Genomic DNA, 21,601 nt, shown 5'->3' on the forward strand with positions numbered 1-21,601 from the left:
GGAAGCTTCTTCTTGTATTTGCATTATTTTCGTGTTTGACAGTCCTCCAACGTATGAGTGGGGAAGGACATCGCCTTGCGATCTAAACTGTAGCTGATAAAAGTCAACAACGATGCAACGATCGCGACAATCGCACCGACCCAGGAAACATCAATGAGTTCTCGGTTTGTCGTGATAAATCCACCCAATGCTGATCCGAGGGCGATCCCGACATTGACTGACACGGGAGTTAATGAGGAAGCCAAATCTCTGGCAGCCGGGAAATGTTTATCGGCCAAATCAATAAAATACAATTGCATCGTGGAATTCATGATATAAACGACCAAGGCCATCAATGATAAGCTGATGAATCCACCGAGATGGGAATGGGACGAAACATAAAGAGAGGCGAGAATAACAGCTTGCATCAGATACACATACCCGAGCTTTCCTATCCCGTTGTGAGCTGCTAGTTTTCCACCAATCAACGTGCTAAAGATCGAAATGACCCCGTACAATAAAAATACGAGACTAATATATTCGTTCGGTACGAAGAGCACTTCTTGCAGCAAAGGAGTTAAATACGTGTATACCGTGTAGGTTGCCGCGATACTTAATGCCGGGATAAAGAACGCGATGATGATACGTTTATTGGTCAGTAACCCGATTTGTTTTTGCAAGGAGCTGTTCGACCCCATCAATCCTTTTGGGATGGTCGCCGCACTTGCTAGGAGAGCTAGGACGCCTAGTAGAGCCGCAAACCAAAAGGCCATTTGCCAACCGCCCCATTGCCCAATAAAAGTACCAAGGGGCACCCCGACAACGCTGGCAATCGTGAAGCCCGCAAAAATGATAGAAATAGCAGCCCCTCTCTTCTCAGCAGGCATCGTTTCACTGGCAACCGCCATGGCAAGTGCAATCAAAACCCCGGTAACAACGGCAGTCAAGATCCTGGAAACAAGAAGCAACACATATGTCTCGGATAGGGCAGTAAGGATATTCCCAATAATAAAGATGCCTATCAATGTAAGCATGAGTGGATACTTGGCAAATCGGCTGAATATCGCCGTTAAGATTGGTGTACCGATGGCAAACGAAATGGCAAAGGCTGATACGAGCGATCCTACTGTTGAAATCGATATTCCCAACTCAGTTGCCACATCACTAAGCAGCGAGATGATCACAAATTCACTCGTACCCAGAACGAAGGTCAATAAAAATAAGGCGAAAGTTAGGAACTTTTGCTGTCTGTTCAATTGCCGAATCTCCTCTCCACATGTTCGAACGTTACGCTTTTTCTACGGCAATCTGAAGCTCGGCGACATAAGAGTCCGGATCTTCGGGATTTTCACGACGAACACAAATTTCACGACGCGGTTCATTCTCTTTGATCCGATATCCATTTCGTTCAATCCACATCGCCAATTCGACACTCGCAGTGCAACGGCACGTCGTCCGGCAATGATGGATGAGCGTAGCCATCAACGGAATTTCCGGCAATTGTTTAACGGTGAAAGGGGGTTTGGTCTGCAAATCGTGAGAAAGCAGACGTGCCACTTCCACATCCATGCTGTCATCGCATTCCTCACAACCATGCCAAAGAACCAATCTGGAAAGAGAAGATTGACCTAAACGCCCCAAGGAATCGTCCAACATTTGAAATAGCTCCGGAATTTTATTGAACGGAGTTCTTTGACGATAGGATAGGACAAGCTGAGGTTCTACTTTTTTGAGAATAACATCATGCGAAGGCAGGCTTTTCTCTTCATTTTCGATGGCGTACAGACGATCCTTGATGAGATTCAGTCTTGCTTGCTCCTTATCCAAAATGGATTGAATCTCGCTTTGCTTGATTCGAAACATCCCCCTGATTTGTTCGAGTGGGATTTGCTCGCTCATCATCTGACGAATTTGATCCAAGGAGAAACCCAATTCTTTATAAGCCATAATCCGATTAAGCTGAAACATTTGATCAGCCGAATAATACCGATAGCCTGAAAATTTGTCGGTATGAGCTGGCTTGAGCAAATGAACTTGGTCATAGTAACGAAGTGTTTTGACGGAGACTTGACTAATCTTCGCAAATTCACTGATTTTAAACATAGTGCAACCTCCTTACTGACGTTTTTTCTGTACCGAGTATAACTTTCCAGTTAAGGGGAGAGTCAAGCGGCAAGCGAAGGGGAATGGGCAATGAAAAAACCGGTGGGTTTGGATACCACCGGGTGTGACTGATTTTTATTTTATTTCAGGAGTGCAATACTATCCACTTTGTTGGTAGCAATAACAGCGACTGCATTCGGCTCCAGATCGAACCAAAAAATAAGATCGCCATCCGCTTTCTTCTGCGATGGCTTCATCCCGTTCACATAGACTTCCGAAGCTGTTGTCGCCATGGAAAGACCAGAAATCTTGCGCATGCCATCATTGTGCAGAACAATCGAGCCGTTTGGTGCATATTCCATTCTGACTTGAGAGAGGGCGAGCCAATAATCCATGATTTCACCTACGGTTGTCAAATGCAATGTGCCTTGATCGCGCAGCACATCCATTCGTTTCGATAAGCGGTCAAAATCGGGATGAATGATCCAGTTACCTTTGGCATCTCGAATGACAAATTTCCCACCTTGCTTTTTAGAAGGAATTCTTCCCAAGTAGGTATGGTTGATAAAAACCTTGCTGAACGTATCTGTGATCATTCATGTGATCCAGATTCACGATGAGTTGTTTTTGCGTTGCATTCAATTCAAGTGACGACACGTTGGGGGCATGGTACAAAAAAGCTGTTTGCTTCCCTTGACCAAATTTCGCACCTTGGCGATCCAGCCAGTAAGAAGCTTGGAATTTCTGTGTGTCCACTTGCCGGTTCTTGCGGTATACCTCTGTTACTTTTGGCTTGAATTGCAGGGCAAACGCCTCTCGAAAAACCTTTGCCACTTGCTTGTAGCTCGTTTTTACGGTGACATCGATGGTAGGGCTATTTTTTTGCAATTTATATTGTGTAGTAACCACTGAAATTGGAGTATGACCTGTGACGATGACCGTGTTACCAGTAGCCGTCTCCTGTTGTTCCACTTTTGCGTCATCCCATTTGCGAACCCAGTGGCTGCCCCGTTTGATAAATATGTTCCGGTCAATGACTTTCGTCGTAGCAGGAGAGAAATACACGTCATTTCCACGGATGGCAGTCACTTTAGCCTGATGAACAAGCGGTGCATTCATTCTGCCGCCAAACGATTCGGAGCGAATTTCGATGGCTGCCCCAGGCTGAAATGGTGGACTTTGATCCAACGTTATGTGATTGGCTCCTTTCGGAAGGGAAGGAGTCATTGCATTGTAGATGGAGCCATATTCGGCTTGGTACTGAATAGAAGAGAGGATTTCATTTTTCGCAAGATCGGTAATGCGGACATTGCCTGCCTCATCCCAGCTAAACACATAGTACGGATTTTGAAAGGAGGATTCCTTCGCAAGCGTAGGTATTGGAAAATAAAATACCAAGAAAAGCAATAATAAGAAGGGAATGGCGGAAAACCTTTTTGCCAGCATGATTTTCTCCTTTTGTATGATGATATAGGTTAGACGATCGTGCACCGAAAAAGCCACAAGGTAACCCATCATGATTTAGACCTTCTCAAACAGCAAGAAAAGATATATAATTAATTAAATTAATTAACTAATACAAAGGAGCTAACATGTACCCGTTCTTTTCAAAAGTCGCATTCACACATCGTATATACAATAACCAATTGCAAGAGGAGTTACTTCCATTCGGTATATCCGTCACGCAATGGGCGCTAATTCGTTATCTGAAAAATAACGGTTCTGCTACTTTTAGCGACGTCGCCGATTATTGGCAAGTAGAGAAGCCAGCCATTACACCCATTGCGCAAAAATTAGCTGCGCGTGAAATCATTTCGATTTCATCAGGTGCAGACAAACGGCAAAAAATTATGTATTTGTCAGAGAAAGGTGAAGCGCTACATAAGACAATTATGGAAGCGACTGATCCGTTCTTGGAAGAAATATTGGAGGGTATCTCACCAGAGGAAAGAGACGCAGCTGCCGCAACTCTAGAAAAAATAATCATGAACCTAAAGAGAAGAGGGTAAGCAGTGAAAAAGGATAGGCTTTGGACGAAAGAGTTCGTTATTGTTTCTTTCATCAATTTTCTTTTGACACTTATGTTTTTCTTACTAATGGTTACGATTGCTTCGTATGCCAAAACAGAATTTCACGCTTCAACCAGTTTAGCCGGATTGGTCTCTAGTATCTTTATCATTGGCGCATTGATTGGCCGACTACTCACGGGTAGAGCCATTAGTCATATTGGTACGAAAAAAACGCTTTGGATTGGGTTAGCATTTTTTGCTGTCACGTCGTTGCTTTACTTTTTTGCTGTCCATATCAGTTTGCTACTGGTAAATCGATTGCTGCAAGGGATTGCCGTTGGTATTGCGAGTACAGCTACAGGAACGATTATTGCTCAAATCTTACCAGCGTCTCGAAAGGGAGAGGGGATTGGCTATTACAGTTTAAGTGCGATTTTAGCCACTGCGATTGGTCCTTTTCTCGGCATAATCTTATTGCGGCTTGAAAATGGTTTCACCTGGATCTTTACGATGAATGTTGTGTTTTCCCTGATTTGTTTGATGTTTTATGCCATGGCAAAAATCAATGTTCCGCTTCCTTCCGTAAGTGTGAAAGAGGAAGCAAAAGGTTCTCTGCTTTCGAAATTCATCGAACCGAAAGCCTTGCCGATTTCATTCATTGCTTTATTAATCGGATTCAGCTATTCGGGTGTCTTGTCATTTCTATCGTTTTATGCGGAAGAAATTAATCTATCCTCAGCTTCCAGTTATTTCTTCTTGGTGTATGCCATTGTTATTATCCTCTCGCGACCATTCTCAGGAAAGCTAATGGACGCAAGAGGGGCGAACATCGTGACATACCCCAGCTTGGTGATATTTGCGCTTGGGATGCTTCTATTCAGTCAAGCCTCAACTTCCTGGATGCTGCTGCTATCTGCTGCATTAATTGGAGTAGGCTTCGGAAACTTTAACTCCATTGCCCAAACGGTAGCTGTGAAGGTGACAGCTCCGCATCGCTTTGGATTAGCAACCTCTACTTACTACATTTTGTATGATCTAGGATTAGGAATCGGGCCCTATCTGCTCGGATTTATCGTACCGCATACAGGATACCGTGCGATTTTCGTCGGGATGGTTGCCTTCATCCTTTTCAGTATCCCGCTTTATCACTGGCTACACGGCAAACGAGATCGGGAATTGATACGTGCTACCTAACTCATGCAAGTAAAAAAGGGGGAGTTTGGCCCCCTATAGTAGAAATGCAGGCTGCCCTTAGTCGGTAGCCTGTTATCTTTTCCAGCAGTGTTTTTGTTACCATGATTGTGGAAAGTTAGAGGGAAGTTTTAGTAAAAGTAGAAAAATGATAACGAACGGTTGAAAAACATAGTATACTTTTGAGTGGACATATTAATGGAAAAGTTTATGAACAAACAGGTCAACTTAGAACTCACAAAGGTTAGGAGTCAGCTAGAAAATGATGGAGAAAATACACTGGCGAGATATAAAGAAATACATAATGATCGCGACTTACACCGTATTGCTGTTTGCTCTGGTCTGGAATTTTCCTTCTGTAAAGTCATTTATCTATGAAATATTTGACTTATTAGATCCTGTGATTTATGGGATTGCCATTGCTTACATCTTGAACATTTTAATGAGATTTTATGAAGAAAGACTCTTCTCACCCTTTAACCGCGCTAACAATCGAATTTGGTTAAAAGTAAGGCGTCCTTTTTCAATGCTGTTAACTCTGGCGACTGTCCTGGTCTTTTTTACATTTCTCATGTGGTTTATTGTCCCACAGCTTCTCACGAGTGTTTCCATGCTCGCGGCAAGTATTCCGAATGACATGCAATCATTAAAGGCTTTCGTCGATGGGTTTGCAGAGAGGTTTAACTTGTCCGGTGATTTATGGAATACACTTATGGAGAAGTGGAATGAAATCGTAAATAAGTTAGGCCATTTTTTCCTGACTTCCATCCCTGTATTACTGACGTACACGAAAATGTTTACCGTTAGCTTTATCGATGTCATCATGGGGCTGATGTTGTCCGTCTATTTGCTTCTCTATAAGGAAAAGTTGACGCTCATTGCGAAAAAACTCGTTTATGCCTATTCGTCAAAAGCAAAGGCGGATCGGGCTGTAGAAATTGGACAAATCACCAATCGCGCATTTAGTGGCTTTATCTCAGGCCAGCTAACAGAGGCTCTCATTCTTGGCGGGCTTTGTTTTGTAGGTATGTGGGCGTTTAACATGCCGTATGCACTGCTTGTGAGTGTGATCATTGGCGTAACGAGCATCATTCCGATTTTTGGTGCTTATATCGGGACGATTCCGAGTGCCTTTATTATTTTAATGATCGATCCCGTGAAGGCTATTTGGTTCATTGTCTTTATTCTTGTCTTGCAGCAAATTGAAGGTAATTTTATCTATCCAAGAGTGGTAGGTAATTCAATTGGATTGGATGGCTTATGGGTGATAGTAGCCTTATTGGTTGGGGGAGCATTGTTCGGTTTGATGGGAATGCTGCTTGGAATCCCAGCTTTTGCCGTCGTATATACCCTCGTCAGAAGCACGACGAACAAGCGACTGAAGGACAAGAATGTTATCCTGAAAGAATAGGTGTCCACCGTTTCGATTCCTCAATGAAATCGTAAATCAAAAGGCTCACACTTTCGAATGAACCTAGAAAGTGTGAGCTTTTTTTGTAAGGATTGAAGAACGCTTTAGGTAAAAAGTAGTGTGATTAACAAAAATTTCCTATTTTTTAACTGATTTCCAAAACACTCTCTGTTATAATGAATAACAGTTTCTCAAACAGGTGCATATGAATACGTTATTCTGCTGGATTGTAAGGAGGTGTGCAGGCCAGCACAATTGTTTTCAGGTAACGTATTTACATTGTTCGAAATGGTCAGTAATCATGTCCTGAATCCATTAGGCTAGAGGGCTAGAGTACACGTTTTAATTAAAAAATGGAAGGTGACTTTTGTCCTGAAAACTGCATTGAGCAAACAGGGAATTATCCCCATTGTGAAAAAATGTAAAATCAAGGAGAATTTGTAGGTGAAAATTGGTTCATGACCATAGTAATATGAATATGGGTAATACTTACAGAAAAGATACAAAAACCCACATATTTTGTTACATTGGGCCATTATATTAAATGGTGTTGATGAGGGAGTTTCCAATGTGAGCCATTCGTCACTGAGGCTTCATCTTCAGATTTAGCGGACCATTTCCTTGTAGTGTCGTTCACTTGTTTGGCCATCACATTGTATTGTCACACTTCATGATAGACAAAAGTTTGCCAATTATCGGAGGGGACATATGTTAGCAAATCAGGCCAATCTCATCGACTTGGAGTGGGAAAAAGAACAGGTAGCCTTGTTTAATGATACAAAGGTTGAATACCCACAGGATAAGTCGATTCATCAGTTGTTCGAAGAGCAGGCAGAAGCTGTGCCACACCGAGTTGCTATCGTTTATGAAAATGAGCGCTTAACTTACCAGGAGCTCAACAGGAAGGCCAACCAATTAGCAAGAGCACTGATCGAAAAAGGGATTACAACAGACAGCATCATCGGTGTGATGATGGAGAAATCCATTGAAAATGTTACAGCTATTCTGGCCATCCTCAAGGCTGGCGGAGCGTATGTTCCTATCGATATCGAATATCCCCGAGATCGGATTCAATATATCCTGCAAGACAGTCAAACCAAAATCGTCATCACCCAGAAAAACGTCAGCCAACTTGTTTATGATGTCGGATACCGTGGTCCTGTAGTCGTACTCGAGGAAGAACAGCTGGATTCTCGCTCGGATTCCAACCTTCACTTGCCAAGCAAACCTACTGACATGGCGTATGTCATTTATACTTCAGGCACAACCGGCAAGCCGAAAGGAACCATGCTGGAGCATAAAGGGATCGCTAATTTGCAATCATTCTTTCAAAATACGTTCGGAGTAACACCTGCAGACAGGATTGGACAGTTTGCCAGCATGTCTTTTGACGCATCGGTATGGGAAATGTTCATGGCTTTACTAACCGGTGCCAGCCTCTACATCCTTTCCAAACAGACGATTCATGATTTCATCAGTTTTGAAAAATATTTGAATGAAAATGAATTGACTATCATCACGTTGCCACCCACTTATTTGACCCACCTCACCCCAGATCATTTTACTACACTTCGCATCATGATTACGGCAGGTTCAGCTGCCAACTTCCCTTTAGTGAATAGATGGAAAAACAAAGTCAGGTACGTGAATGCATACGGACCTACGGAAACAAGCATTTGCGCGACGATTTGGGAGGCACCTTCCAATGTGCTCGTCAACCAAACGATCCCAATCGGGAAACCGATTCAAAATACGTCCACTTATATTGTCAATGAAGAGCTACAATTGCAGCCAATTGGAAGTGAAGGCGAATTATGCATAGGTGGAGTAGGTCTAGCCAGGGGATACTGGAATCGTCCAGATTTGACCGCCGAAAAATTTGTGGATAATCCGTTCGTACCAGGAGAGAAAATGTACAGGACAGGAGACCTGGCCAAATGGCTGCCGAATGGAGAAATCGAGTTTCTCGGCAGAATCGACCATCAGGTGAAAATCAGGGGTCATCGGATCGAGTTGGGAGAAATCGAGTCCGTTTTGTTGAAACATGAACAAATAAAAGAGGCAGTAGTAATCGCTAGAGAAGACCAACATGCTCAACCTTATTTGTGCGCTTATTTTATTTCGCAACTGGAAGTAACTCCTGCGCAGATCAGAGAATATGCGGCTCAAAAGCTTCCTGCGTACATGCTTCCTTCTTATTTCGTGAAGCTGGATAAAATGCCACTCACGCCGAATGACAAAATTGATCGCAAAGCTTTGCCAGAACCTGATGTTACTGCTGAGACAAATCCTGCATACGAACCTCCTAGAAATCAGACAGAATCGATTCTCGCAACCGTGTGGCAAGAAGTATTGGGAATTGAGAAAATTGGGATTCGCGACAATTTTTACTCGCTCGGTGGGGATTCCATTCAAGCGATCCAGGTCGCTGCTCGTTTGCATGCCTATCAACTAAAGCTAGACACGAGAGATTTACTGAATTACCCGACAATTTCACAAGTTGCTCTCTATGTCAAAAGTACGACGAGGAGAAGCGAGCAGGGAATCATCGAAGGCCCTGTTACCTTAACGCCGATTCAACAATGGTTCTTTGAAAAGAATTTTACGAATATGTTCCATTGGAATCAATCGTATGTGTTGTACCGCGAACAGGGATTTGATCCTGAAGCTATCCGAAAGACCTTGGATAAAATCCTTTCGCATCATGACGCGCTACGCATGGTCTATCGGAACGAGAATGGGAGAATCGTTCAACAGAATCGTGGATTGGATAGCGAATTATACCATTTCCTTCAATATGATCTGACCTCGCATTCGGATGCCCAGCAAGCAATCGAAGAAGAGACAAAACGATTGCATGGCAGCATGAATTTACAAGAGGGACAGCTGGTAAAGGCAGCTCTATTCCATACGCGCCAAGGCGATCATTTGTTTTTGGCCATCCATCATTTAGTCATGGATGGAATCTCTTGGCGCATTCTGTTTGAGGATCTAGCAACTGCATACAGTCAGGTACTAGCAGGAAAAGAAATCGTTCTCCCAGAAAAAACGGATTCTTTTAAAAATTGGGCAGTATGGCTGAATGAGTATGCGAATAGTGATGCATTGATGAGAGAAATCCCGTATTGGGAGAATCTCGAATCAGGAGCTAGGAATGCTTCCCTCCCAAAAGATTATGACACGGTGGGCAGCAAACAGAAGAGTATCCGCAACATACAGGTCGGATTGCTAGCAGAGGAAACCGAACAATTGTTGAAGCAGGCAAATTCTGCTTATCAAACAGAAATCAATGATTTGTTACTGGCAGCATTGGGGCTGGCCGTTGCAGAGTGGAGCAGGCTTGACCAAATCGTGATTAATCTGGAAGGGCACGGGCGCGAGGATGTGATCGAACACGCTAACGTGACAAGAACAGTTGGATGGTTTACGTCCCAATATCCAGTTTTACTAGATTTGAGTCAAATGAATCACTTACCTGACCATATCAAATGCACGAAAGAAAACCTGAGGAAGATCCCTAATAAAGGCATTGGCTATGAAATTTTAAAATATATGACAGAACCGGAAAAACGACGTTCCTTGTCCTTTTTCTTGCAACCCGAAGTGACGTTTAACTACTTGGGGCAATTTGACTCAGGCCTTAACAACGAATTGTTTACCCGTTCTCCGTATAGTTCAGGTAACACGCTTGGTGCGGATGGAAAGAACAATCTGAGTCCTGATTCCGAGATTTATACCGCCTTGAATATTACAGGAAGAATTGAAGGTGGCGAGCTTCTCATCACGTTTACGTACAGCGAGGAGCAGTTTAGAGAAGAGTCCATTCATCAACTGAGTGAGAACTATCGAAAACATCTCCGGGAGATCATCACTCATTGCTCGCAGAAAAAAGAAGTTGAACGGACTCCTAGTGACTTTAGTCTAAAAGGACTTGAAATGGAAGAAATGGACGACATCTTCGAATTACTTAACAGTACGCTTAACTAAATAAGTACTTGCTACTATTTTTAGGGTTAAACATACTCTTGACTTACATTTTTATGTAAATATGACAAATAATGTGGATATCGAGGTGCCGGAATGAGTGTTTTTAGCAAAGAACAAGTACAAGATATGTATTTATTGACGCCCATGCAAGAGGGAATGTTATTTCACGCCTTGCTAGACGAAGAACATAACTCTCATCTTGTACAGATGTCGATTTCGATTCAGGGCAATCTTGATGTTGGTTTGTTTACCAATAGCTTGCATGTGCTGGTAGAGAGATATGATGTGTTCCGCACGCTGTTTCTCTATGAAAAATTAAAGCAGCCTTTGCAGGTTGTCTTGAAGGAACGACCCATTCCCATCCTATTTTGCGATTTAACTGCATACGACGAGCAAGAAAAACAGCAGCGCTACACACAGTACAAAAGGAATGACCAAGAGAAAACCTTTCATCTGGCGAAAGATTCGTTGATGAGAGTGGCTATTTTCCAAATGACGGAGAGCGAATACCAAATCATCTGGAGTTTTCATCACATACTCATGGATGGTTGGTGCTTTAGCATTATTTTTGATGACTTGCTTTCCGTCTATTTATCCTTAAAGAACGGGGCTCCGATTTCCCTTGACCCGGTGCAGCCTTACAGCCAATTTATTCGTTGGCTGGAAAAGCAAGATAAAGAGGCTGCCCTCGCATATTGGAGAGGCTATCTGGAACAATTTGAACAGCAAACTTCCTTGCCGAAATTTGGGAAGTCTTCTAGCAATGCCTTTCTACCAGCACAATATCGTTTTGTGCTGGACCGCATGCTGACGCAGCAGCTTTCTGCGATCGCAAGTCAAAATCAAGTGACATTGCCGACTGTGATTCAAACCATATGGGGGATTCTCCTCCAATCCTATAACGGTACGAATGATGCGCTATTCGGCTCTGTTGTATCCGGCCGACCAACTGAAATCGTTGGAATCGATAAAATGGTTGGGTTGTTCATCAATACCATTCCATTCCGCATTCAAGCGAAAAACGATCAAACCTTTGCCGACTTGATACAAGATGTGCACCAAAGAACACTGCAATCCCAATCGTATGAGCATGTGCCTTTGTACGATATTCAAAACGATTCCGTATTGAAGCAAGATTTGATCGATCACTTGATGGTCATCGAAAACTACCCGTTAGTCGAGGCCTTGCAGAAAAAAGTAGCGACGCAGCAAGTAGGCTTCACCATTTCTGATGTCGAGATGTTTGAGCCTACCAATTATGACATGACCGTCATGGTAATGCCCAAAGAAGAGATTGCGATGCGGTTTGATTATAATGCTGCTGTTTTCGATGAAGCCTTTATTCAAAAAATGGCTGGCCACCTCAAGCAGATCGCGGCTTGCGTGGCAAACAATCCGAAGGTCAACCTACAACAGGTTACCTTGCTGACAGAAACTGAAAAACAACAGCTAATGGCCAGAAACCTTGATACTTCCGCTGCCTATCCAACGAAAACCATGCACGAGCTTTTTATGGAACAAGTGGAAAGGACACCTGATCAGGTTGCTGTTGTATTCGGAGAACAGCAGTTGACGTATCGGGAGCTAGATGAAAAGTCCAATCAGCTCGCCAGATTTTTGAGAGGAAATGGGATTGCAGCAGACAGTCTGGTTGGTACGATGATGGATCGTTCGATCGAGATGATTGTTGGAATTCTTGGGGTTTTGAAAGCTGGCGGTGCGTTTGTACCGATTGATCCAGAGCTACCAGAAGAACGAATTGCCTACATGCTTGAGCATAGCGGGATTCGATTGGTAGTGACCCAGCAGCATCTACTAGAGAAAGTCTCTGCCTCTACTGAAAAAATAGATATCAACGCTCCAGCCATCTGGGAAGAGAGTAGTGCGTCTGTAGAAACGATCAATCATCCAGATGACTTGTTTTATATTATCTACACTTCAGGAACGACAGGTAAACCAAAAGGCGTCATGCTTGAGCATAAAAACATGGCAAATCTGATGCACTTTACGTTTGCCAAGACCAACATCGATTTTCATGAAAAAGTATTGCAGTATACCACATGCAGCTTTGATGTTTGCTATCAGGAGATTTTCTCTACGCTGCTTTCTGGGGGACAGCTCTATCTCATCACGAATGAGATGAGACGTCATGTAGAAAAACTGTTTGCATTTATCCAGGAAAAACAGATCAGCATTTTGTCCCTCCCTGTATCCTTCTTGAAATTTATCTTTAACGAAAAAGATTATGCGCAAAGCTTCCCGCGTTGCGTCAAGCATATTATCACAGCAGGGGAACAGCTCGTCGTTACTCATGAGCTACAGAAATATCTGCGGAACCATCACGTATTTTTGCACAATCATTACGGGCCGTCGGAGACACATGTGGTAACCACCTACACCATGGACCCAAGCCTGGATATACCAGAGCTGCCACCCATCGGAAAACCGATCAGCAACACTGGCATTTATATCCTGGATGAAAAGCTCCAGATGAAACCAGAGGGCATTGTTGGGGAGCTGTATATCTCTGGTGCGAACGTAGGAAGAGGGTATTTGCACAATCCGGAGCTGACTGCGGAGAAGTTTCTCGAAAACCCGTATCAATCAGGAGAAAGAATGTATCGAACGGGTGACCTCGCTCGTTGGATGCCAGATGGCAATATCGAGTTTTTAGGGCGAATCGACCATCAGGTAAAAATCAGGGGTCATCGTATTGAGCTGGGAGAGATCGAATCACACTTGCTCAACCACGCCTTAATTAAGGAAGCCGTGGTCATCGATAGAACGGATGAGACTGGCGGTAAGTATTTGTGCGCCTATGTCGTTTTGACAGAGGAAGTGAGCAACGAGGAACTGCGTGCGTACTTATCACGAACGCTGCCTGAGTATATGATCCCTTCCTTCTTTATGAAGCTGGAGCGGATTCCGGTCACACCAAATGGAAAAACAGACAGAAGAGCCTTGCCCATACCTGAAGGGAATGCTTTTAAGGGAGCAGATTACCTTGCTCCGACAACCGAACTGGAACAGAAAATGGCAGCGATTTGGGAAAGCGTACTCGGCGTGTCCCCGATTGGCATTCAGGATAATTTTTTCACACTGGGGGGCCATTCGCTAAAAGCGATTCACCTCATTTCCCGGATGCAAAAAGACTGCCAAGCAGATGTTCCGCTTCGCGTGTTGTTTGAGAGACCAACCATTCAAGAAATCGCCAAGTATGTGGAAGGCGAAGAGGAAGTAACCTATCTCGCTATTCCGCGGGTCGTCATGCAAGAACATTATCCTGTATCCTCTGCGCAAAAACGCATGCTCATTTTAAACCAGCTTGATCCGGCTAGTACGGTGTACAATCTGCCCGTTGTGACGGTACTCGATGGGGAATTGAATGTGCAGCAGCTGGAGCAATCCATTTCCAATCTGGTGAGTCGTCATGAATCGCTGCGAACCTCCTTCCATACCATCAACGGTGAGCTGGTTCAACGCATCCATCAGGAATGCAAATTACCAATCGCCTACATGGAAACGACAGAAGATGGTTTGAATCAAGTCATCACGGATTTCATGCGTCCGTTTGATTTGGAAAAAGCGCCATTAAGTCGGGTTGGACTGGTCAAACTGGGAGAGCGGCGCCATGTCATGATCATCGATATGCACCATATCATCTCGGATGGAGTGTCATCGCAAATCATCCTGAATGATCTTGCGCAGCTCTATCAAGGTAAATCCTTGCCAGAGCAACGCATTCAATATAAAGACTTCGCGGTTTGGGAAAAAGGTCTGGCACAGACAGACGAATACAGAAAACAGGAAGCGTATTGGACCGAGCGATTCGCTGGTGAAGTTCCTGTCTTGAACCTGCCTTTGGACTACTCTCGACCGTCTGTTCAAAGCTTTGAGGGTGAACGTTATCTATTCCGCTCTGAAAAACAGCTGCTGGATGGCTTGCAACGAGTGGCGGCCGATACTGGTACTACGCTCTACATGGTGCTCATGGCTGCCTATCATGTTTTGCTCGCAAAATACTCCGGGCAAGAAGACATGGTAGTCGGAACCGTGACAGCTGGAAGAACGCATCCTGACACAGAAAGCATTACGGGTATGTTCGTCAACACGCTGGCAATGAGAAATCAGCCAGTGGCAACCAAAAGCTTCAAGCAATTTTTACGAGAAGTGAAGGACAATACACTCTCTGCATTTGAGCATGGGGAGTACCCGTTTGAGGAACTAGTCGAAAAGCTGGCGGTCAATCGAAATCGAAGCCGTAATCCATTGTTTGACACATTGTTCATTTTGCAAAACATGGATGCCGATCCGATCAAGATCGAAGGCATGACAGTGACGCCTTACGTGCCAGAGGGCAAAATGGCGAAATTCGATTTGTCGCTCGAAGCAACCCAAGACCACGCAGGTCTCATGTTCTGCTTCGAATTTTGCACCAAGCTGTTCAAGCAGGAGACCATCGAACGCATGTCGCGTCATTACATCCAAATCTTGCAAGAAGTCACTGGGAACTCGGACTTGGCTCTCTATCAGATGGAGATGCTCACCGAGAAAGAAAAGCAGGAATTGCTGGTCCAGTTCAATGACACATTCAAGCCTGTTCAATTGGAAAGCACACTTCCACAGCTATTTGAAGAACAAGTAGGGAAAACCCCTGATCAAATCGCGCTGGTTTGCGGGGACAAAAAGTTGACATATCAGGAGCTCAATAAGAAAGCCAATCAGCTTGCTCGTACATTACGGAAAAAAGGAGTAAAGGCTGACCAACGAGTTGGGATTATGGCAAATCGTTCCTTGGAGATGGTGATTGGAATCCTTGCCATTCACAAGGCTGGCGGAGCATACGTGCCTATCGATCCAGAATATCCGAATGATCGCATTGCCTATATGCTGGAAGATTGCGAAGCCCGTCTGGTGCTTACTCACGAGCATCTTGGAGCAAAGGTTGCTGTTGGAGTGGAATGCCTGTATCTGGAGGATAAGAGTAACTATTCTCGTATCACGACAAACCTTGACCCGATTCATACGGCTACCAATCTGGCTTATATCATTTACACATCGGGTACGACAGGCAAGCCAAAAGGGGTCATGGTGGAGCACCGAGGTATTGTCAACAGTGTGACATGGAACAAAGAAGAGTTTGCCTTATCTGTCCATGACAGAGGCTTGTTGGCTCTATCCTTTGCTTTTGATGGTTTTGTCCTTACCTTCTTTGCGTTGATTCTATCCGGTTCAACTGTTGTCTTAACGAAGGATGAAGAAGCCAAAGATCCGATCGCGCTCAAAAACCTGATCTCAACATGGAGTTGCAGCTACACGTTGTGCGTGCCGAGTTTGTTCCAGGCGATTTTGGAATGCAGCACCACCGAAGAGATCAGTCCGATGAAAATGGCCGTGCTCGGGGGAGAAAAACTATCGCCGAAGTTGGTTGAGATGTGCAAAGAGATGAATCCGCAGATGATTGCTGTCAATGCGTACGGTCCGACAGAAAGCAGTGTTATCGCCACCTATCTGTGCGATACGCTCCCGGATTCTCCGATCACCATTGGACGGCCAATAGCAAACACAAGCATATACATCGTGGACCATTCGCACCAACTGCTACCAATCGGGGTAGTGGGAGAGATATGCATAGGCGGACTCGGTTTGGCACGTGGATATTGGAACAAACCAGAGCTTACCGAGGAGAAGTTTGTTTCCAATCCATTTGAGCCAGGTGAACGCATGTACAAGACGGGCGACCTTGGCAGATGGCTCCCTGACGGTACGATTGAATTCGCAGGACGCCTGGATGAACAAGTAAAAGTGAGAGGATACCGGATTGAGATCGGGGAGATAGAATCGGTTCTTCTCAGCTATGAAACGACAAATGAAGCGATTGTCGTTGCTTATCAGGATGGAAGCGGGGACGCGTATCTGACCGCCTATTTCACCGGGAAAGACAACATCTCGGAAGCGGCGCTTCGAACCCATCTATCTCAAGAACTGCCAGCGTATATGGTACCGCCCTATCTGATTCAACTGGATGCTTTCCCGCTCACGCCAAATGGCAAGATCGATCGCAAAGCGCTGCCGAAGCCGGAAGGAAAGCCTACAACAGGTGTGGAGTATGTCGCCCCTGCCAATGAAGTAGAGGCAACACTAGCAAAGATTTGGGAAAACGTCCTTGGCATCTCCGGCATCGGAGTGATGGATAACTTTTTTGAGCTGGGCGGACATTCCTTGAAAGCTATGACGGTAGTGGCGCATGTGCATCGGGAGTTTCAAACCGATCTTCCTTTGAAGCATTTCTTTGAACAGCCTACCGTTCGAGCCTTGTCCAGGCTGATAGCAAACAGTGAGAATGCACCAGATGAATCGATTCAACCAGCAGAACCACAAGATTACTACCCGGTATCATCTGCCCAGCAGCGGATGTACGTGCTCCATCAGTTGGAAGGCGCGGGTATCAGCTACAATACGCCTGGGATGATCATGCTAGAGGGTCAACTGGATCGCGATCAATTGGTGCAAGCGCTACAAGCATTGGTAGATCGTCACGAAATCTGGAGAACCTCCTTTGAGATGGTAGGAGATCAGTTGGTCCAAAAAATTCATGACCACGTGGAAGTGGAAATGGAGTATCGGAGTGCAGAAGAACATCAGATCGATGAAATTTTCCATGCGTTTGTCCGTCCATTTGATCTGTCTGTTCCGCCACTGCTGCGCATGGGTCTCGTGCAAATCTCGGATGAACGTCATCTTCTCTTGTATGACATGCATCATATTGCTTCGGATGCCTCGTCCGTCACGATTATCTTCAATGAACTAGCGGAATTGTACCAAGGCAGACAATTGCCAGAGCTGCGTATCCAATACAAAGATTTTTCTGTCTGGCAAAAACGCTTTAACGAGTCAGATAACTTTAAGAAGCAGGAAGAGTATTGGCGCTACGCGTTTGAGGGACATAACACTGTCTTGGAGATCCCGACAGATTATCCACGCCCAGCTGTGAAAAGCTTTGAGGGTGATCAAATCGTACTCGCTACCGATAGACCTCTGCTGGAAGCTTTACACGCGCTGGCTGCAGAAACGAAAACGACCTTGTTTATGGTCTTGCTTGCCGCCTACAATTTGCTGCTCTCGAAGTATACAGGGCAGGAGGATATCGTTGTCGGAACACCAATCTCCGGCAAGACGCGCGCTGAGCTCGAACCGATTGTCGGTATGTTCGTCAATACGCTAGCAATCAGAAACAAACCGACAGCAGAGAAGACCTTCAAGGAGTTTCTGATGGAAGTCAAGCAGAATGCCCTGGATGCCTATGATCATCAGGATTATCCGCTGGAAAGTCTGGTTGAAAAGCTTGGCATTCAACGTGATCCGGGACGCAATCCACTTTTTGATACCATGTTCATTCTGCAAACCGACGAACTGTACCAAAAAACAATGGGTCAACTGACTTATCATCCCTATGAATCGACGAGCGCACTTGCCATTTCAAAGTTCGACCTGTCTTTTCACCTGACTGAACGGGAAACAGACCTGTTGCTGCGACTGGAGTACAGCACCAAGCTGTTTAGAAGAGACACCGTAGACAGAATGTCGCGTCATTTCATGCAAATTGTACGCAACGTTACGGTAGAACCTGACATGCCGCTTCAAGCGATTGAGATGCTGACGGCAGAAGAAAAGCAGTTGTTACTAGTGGAGTTCAATCATACAGACAGAGAGTTCACGGAAGACCAGACCATACAACAGCTCTTTGAGGAACTGGCAGCGAACACGCCTGATCAAACGGCTATTGTATTTGAAGAGAAGAGCATGTCATACCAAGAGCTCAATGAAAGAGCGAACCAGCTAGCCGCGGTTTTGCGGGAAAAAGGGGTAGGTCCTTCTCAAATCGTCGTCATGATGGTAGAGCGTTCCTTGGAAATGGTCATTGCAACACTCGCCATTTTAAAAGCTGGCGGAGCCTTTTTGCCTGTCGATCCTGACTATCCCGAAGAAAGAGTTCGCTATATGATCGAGGACAGTCAGTCGAAGCTCGTGCTTACCCATTCTCACTTGATCCACAAGGTGTCCAGTCAGGCAGAAATTATCGATTTGGACGACGCAGGGAGCTATTCGTCGCATTCAGACAATTTGCTTTGCATCAACAAGCCGTCTGATCTTGCCTATATCATTTACACGTCCGGTACCACTGGCAATCCAAAAGGAGTCATGCTGGAGCACAAAGGGGCAGCCAATCTACAGGCGGTTTTCAAGAATCAATTCGGCGTAACCCCACAAGATCGGCCAGGACATTTTGCGAGTATCTCTTTTGATGCATCGGTGTGGGATATGTTTATGGCTCTATTGACAGGGGCGACCTTGTATATTATCTCGCGTGATACGATCAACGATTTCCGCAAATTTGAGGAGTACGTCAACAAAAACGGAATTACCATTCTCACGTTGCCGCCGACGTATGCCATTTATCTTGAGCCTGACCGTATGCCGTCATTGCGTATCCTGATTACTGCTGGATCGGCAGCATCTACCGCGTTGGTAGAGCAATGGAAAGAGAAAGTGACCTATGTCAATGGCTACGGTCCCACAGAGAGTACGGTTTGCGCGACACTCTGGAAAGCTTTGCCGCATGAACCAGTTGGTCAGACAATTACGATTGGCAAACCGATTCAGAATACGAAGCTGTTCATCGTGGATGAACAAATGCAATTGAAGACAGTTGGTCAAATAGGTGAATTGTGCATCAGCGGGGTGGCGCTAGCTAGAGGATATTGGAATCGACCAGAATTGACGGCAGAAAAATTTGTCGACAATCCGTTTGTGCCTGGAGAGAAGATGTATCGCACCGGGGATCTAGCCAAATGGCTTCCGGACGGAAATATCGAGTATCTCGGCAGAATCGATCATCAGGTGAAGGTACGCGGTCATCGGGTAGAGCTGGGCGAAGTCGAGAGTGTTCTGTTGCGATATGAGTCGATTATTGAGGCAGCAGCCATCACACATTTGGATGACCAGGGGCAACCTTACCTGTGCGCATACTATGTAGCCGATGGGGAAGCAAGTCCGGCACAACTGCGAGAATTTATGGGAAAAGAATTGCCAAATTATATGGTTCCCTCCTTCTTTGTTCAGTTGGATAAGATGCCGTTGACACCGAATGACAAAATTGACCGCAAAGCATTGCCGAAGCCAAGCCACGAAGAAAAATCGGGCAGAGAATATGAAGCACCGCAAAACGAACTGGAACACTTACTTGCAAAGACCTGGGCAGAGGTATTGGGAATTCAGCAAGTGGGAATGAAAGACAACTTCTTTGAATTGGGCGGAGATTCCATCAAAGCGATTCAGGTATCCACGCGTTTGCACGCATCAGGCTGGACGCTAGCGATGAAGGAACTGTTCCAATATCCGACCATTGAACAAGTTGCTGCCCATGTCATACCGAACAACAGAGAGAGCGATCAGGGAGTAGTAGAAGGCGAGATTGGCTTGACGCCCATTCAGAAGTGGTTCTTCGAGTGCAATTTCACAGACCGTCACCACTGGAATCAGGCTGTCATGCTGTTCCGAGAGGATGGCTTTGATCCGGGACTTGTTCAGCAGGCATTCTATAAGATTGTCGAGCACCACGATGCGTTGCGCATGATATACAAACAGGAAAATGAGTCAATCACACAAATCAATCGAACGCTGACAGGTGAGCGATTCCGCTTCCACTCGTATGACTTGAAAGACCATGCAAATAGCGCAGCTCATATTTTGGAGTTGTCTGATCACATCCAAAGCAGTATCGACTTGGAACAGGGACCACTCGTCCACTTGGCACTCTTCTCCACTACTGAAGGGGATCATTTACTGATTGCCATTCATCATCTGGTCGTGGATGGCGTCTCTTGGCGCATCTTGTTTGAAGATTTTTCATCTGCTTATTCGCAGGCTCTCCGCAATCAGGAGCTCGTCTTGCCGAAAAAGACAGATTCATTCAAGGATTGGTCGACTCAATTGCAAAACTATGCGGAGAGTGACGAGCTTTTACGTGAAGCTGCGTACTGGCACAACCTCGAGAGCACGAGCACGGCAGAAAAGTTGCCAACCGATTTTGTTACAGCAGATCGTAAACAAAAGCACACCCGTACAGCGAAGGTCGAGTTGACAGCGCAAGAGACAGAAAACCTTTTACGTCACGTTCATCATGCCTATCACACAGAAATGAATGACCTGTTGCTGACTGCGTTGGGATTAACCGTGAAAGAGTGGGCGAATACCGACTACGCTGTCATTAACCTGGAAGGTCACGGGCGCGAAGATATTCAGAATGAAATGAATGTGACCAGAACGATTGGGTGGTTCACATCCCAGTTCCCTGTCGTGCTTGATATGGAAAAATCAAAGGACTTGTCATATCAAATCAAGCAAATCAAAGAAAGCTTGCGCCATATTCCGAAAAAAGGAATTGGCTACGAGATTTTACGCACGATGACGGCGGAACAACTGCGTCCATCCCTGCAATTTAGCCTGCAACCGGAAATCAGCTTTAACTACCTCGGGCAATTTGATTCGGATGTAAAATCTGGCGGATTTACTTTCTCACCACTGGGTACGGGTCAGCTTTTCAGTCCAGAATCGGAGAGAGTATTCTTGTTGGATATTTCCGGCATGATCGAGGATGGAAAGCTCCAGATCAGTTTTGGCTACAGCAGTCTCCAGTATAAGGAAGAAACCATCGCGAAATTGGCAGACAGCTATCGGAATCACTTGCTCAGCATTATTGAGCACTGCATGTCAAAAGAAAATGGAGAATTGACCCCGAGTGATCTGGGTGATGATGACCTTTCCATGGAAGAACTGGAGAACATCCTGGAATTAATCTAATCGGGCGACATGAGAAATGCTATTCCTCCAATAAAAGCTGGGACATTTCGCTTTTATT

The 21,601-nt window shown here is 45.1% G+C and carries 9 protein-coding genes; 5 read left to right on the forward strand and 4 right to left on the reverse strand.

The window, feature by feature from the left end; all coding sequences use genetic code 11:
• Nucleotides 1-23 precede the first annotated feature (23 nt).
• The 4 genes from ACFVS2_RS03950 to ACFVS2_RS03965 form a co-directional block, all read right to left on the reverse strand.
• Nucleotides 24-1,235, reverse strand: a complete 1,212-nt coding sequence (locus tag ACFVS2_RS03950) for an MFS transporter (protein WP_390231176.1) — start codon at nucleotides 1,233-1,235, stop codon at nucleotides 24-26.
• Nucleotides 1,236-1,266: 31 nt separating this feature from the next.
• Nucleotides 1,267-2,082 (reverse strand): MerR family transcriptional regulator, encoded by an 816-nt coding sequence (locus ACFVS2_RS03955; RefSeq protein ID WP_390231179.1) that lies wholly within the window; start codon nucleotides 2,080-2,082, stop codon nucleotides 1,267-1,269.
• Nucleotides 2,083-2,222: 140 nt separating this feature from the next.
• Entirely contained in the window at nucleotides 2,223-2,678 is a 456-nt protein-coding gene (locus ACFVS2_RS03960) for a hypothetical protein (RefSeq protein ID WP_390231182.1), read from the reverse strand.
• Complete coding sequence (locus ACFVS2_RS03965; protein ID WP_390231185.1) at nucleotides 2,614-3,600, reverse strand: hypothetical protein; 987 nt, start codon at nucleotides 3,598-3,600, stop codon at nucleotides 2,614-2,616. The genes ACFVS2_RS03960 and ACFVS2_RS03965 overlap by 65 nt, the downstream gene beginning before the upstream one ends.
• Nucleotides 3,601-3,674: 74 nt before the next feature.
• Between ACFVS2_RS03965 and ACFVS2_RS03970 the strand changes: the two genes are divergently transcribed.
• The 5 genes from ACFVS2_RS03970 to tycB all read left to right on the forward strand — a co-directional run bounded on the left by ACFVS2_RS03970 (nucleotide 3,675) and on the right by tycB (nucleotide 21,543).
• The gene (locus ACFVS2_RS03970) at nucleotides 3,675-4,091 is read left to right on the forward strand and encodes a MarR family winged helix-turn-helix transcriptional regulator (RefSeq protein WP_390231188.1); all 417 of its coding nucleotides are present in this window, start codon (nucleotides 3,675-3,677) and stop codon (nucleotides 4,089-4,091) included.
• A gap of 3 nt (nucleotides 4,092-4,094) precedes the next feature.
• Complete coding sequence (locus ACFVS2_RS03975; protein ID WP_390231191.1) at nucleotides 4,095-5,285, forward strand: MFS transporter; 1,191 nt, start codon at nucleotides 4,095-4,097, stop codon at nucleotides 5,283-5,285.
• Nucleotides 5,286-5,544: 259 nt separating this feature from the next.
• On the forward strand, nucleotides 5,545-6,693 hold the full coding sequence (locus tag ACFVS2_RS03980; protein WP_390231194.1) for an AI-2E family transporter: 1,149 nt from the start codon (nucleotides 5,545-5,547) through the stop codon (nucleotides 6,691-6,693).
• Nucleotides 6,694-7,401: 708 nt separating this feature from the next.
• Complete coding sequence (gene tycA / locus ACFVS2_RS03985; RefSeq protein WP_390231197.1) at nucleotides 7,402-10,680, forward strand: tyrocidine non-ribosomal peptide synthetase TycA; 3,279 nt, start codon at nucleotides 7,402-7,404, stop codon at nucleotides 10,678-10,680.
• A gap of 93 nt (nucleotides 10,681-10,773) precedes the next feature.
• Nucleotides 10,774-21,543, forward strand: coding sequence for a tyrocidine non-ribosomal peptide synthetase TycB (gene tycB / locus ACFVS2_RS03990; protein WP_390231200.1), 10,770 nt, complete (start codon nucleotides 10,774-10,776; stop codon nucleotides 21,541-21,543).
• The last annotated feature ends 58 nt before the right edge of the window (nucleotides 21,544-21,601 follow it).

The sequence above is a fragment of the Brevibacillus sp. NPDC058079 genome (assembly GCF_042885155.1).
GTDB lineage: Bacteria > Bacillota > Bacilli > Brevibacillales > Brevibacillaceae > Brevibacillus.

What these genes read in the sequence shown, in the direction of transcription:
- tycA (WP_390231197.1), top strand. Translation starts at nt 7,402, where the DNA reads ATGTTAGCAAATCAGGCCAATCTCATCGACTTGGAGTGGGAAAAAGAA.
- ACFVS2_RS03970 (WP_390231188.1), top strand. Translation starts at nt 3,675, where the DNA reads ATGTACCCGTTCTTTTCAAAAGTCGCATTCACACATCGTATATACAAT.
- ACFVS2_RS03955 (WP_390231179.1), bottom strand. Translation starts at nt 2,082, where the DNA reads ATGTTTAAAATCAGTGAATTTGCGAAGATTAGTCAAGTCTCCGTCAAA.
- ACFVS2_RS03960 (WP_390231182.1), bottom strand. Translation starts at nt 2,678, where the DNA reads ATGATCACAGATACGTTCAGCAAGGTTTTTATCAACCATACCTACTTG.
- tycB (WP_390231200.1), top strand. Translation starts at nt 10,774, where the DNA reads ATGAGTGTTTTTAGCAAAGAACAAGTACAAGATATGTATTTATTGACG.
- ACFVS2_RS03980 (WP_390231194.1), top strand. Translation starts at nt 5,545, where the DNA reads ATGATGGAGAAAATACACTGGCGAGATATAAAGAAATACATAATGATC.
- ACFVS2_RS03965 (WP_390231185.1), bottom strand. Translation starts at nt 3,600, where the DNA reads ATGATGGGTTACCTTGTGGCTTTTTCGGTGCACGATCGTCTAACCTAT.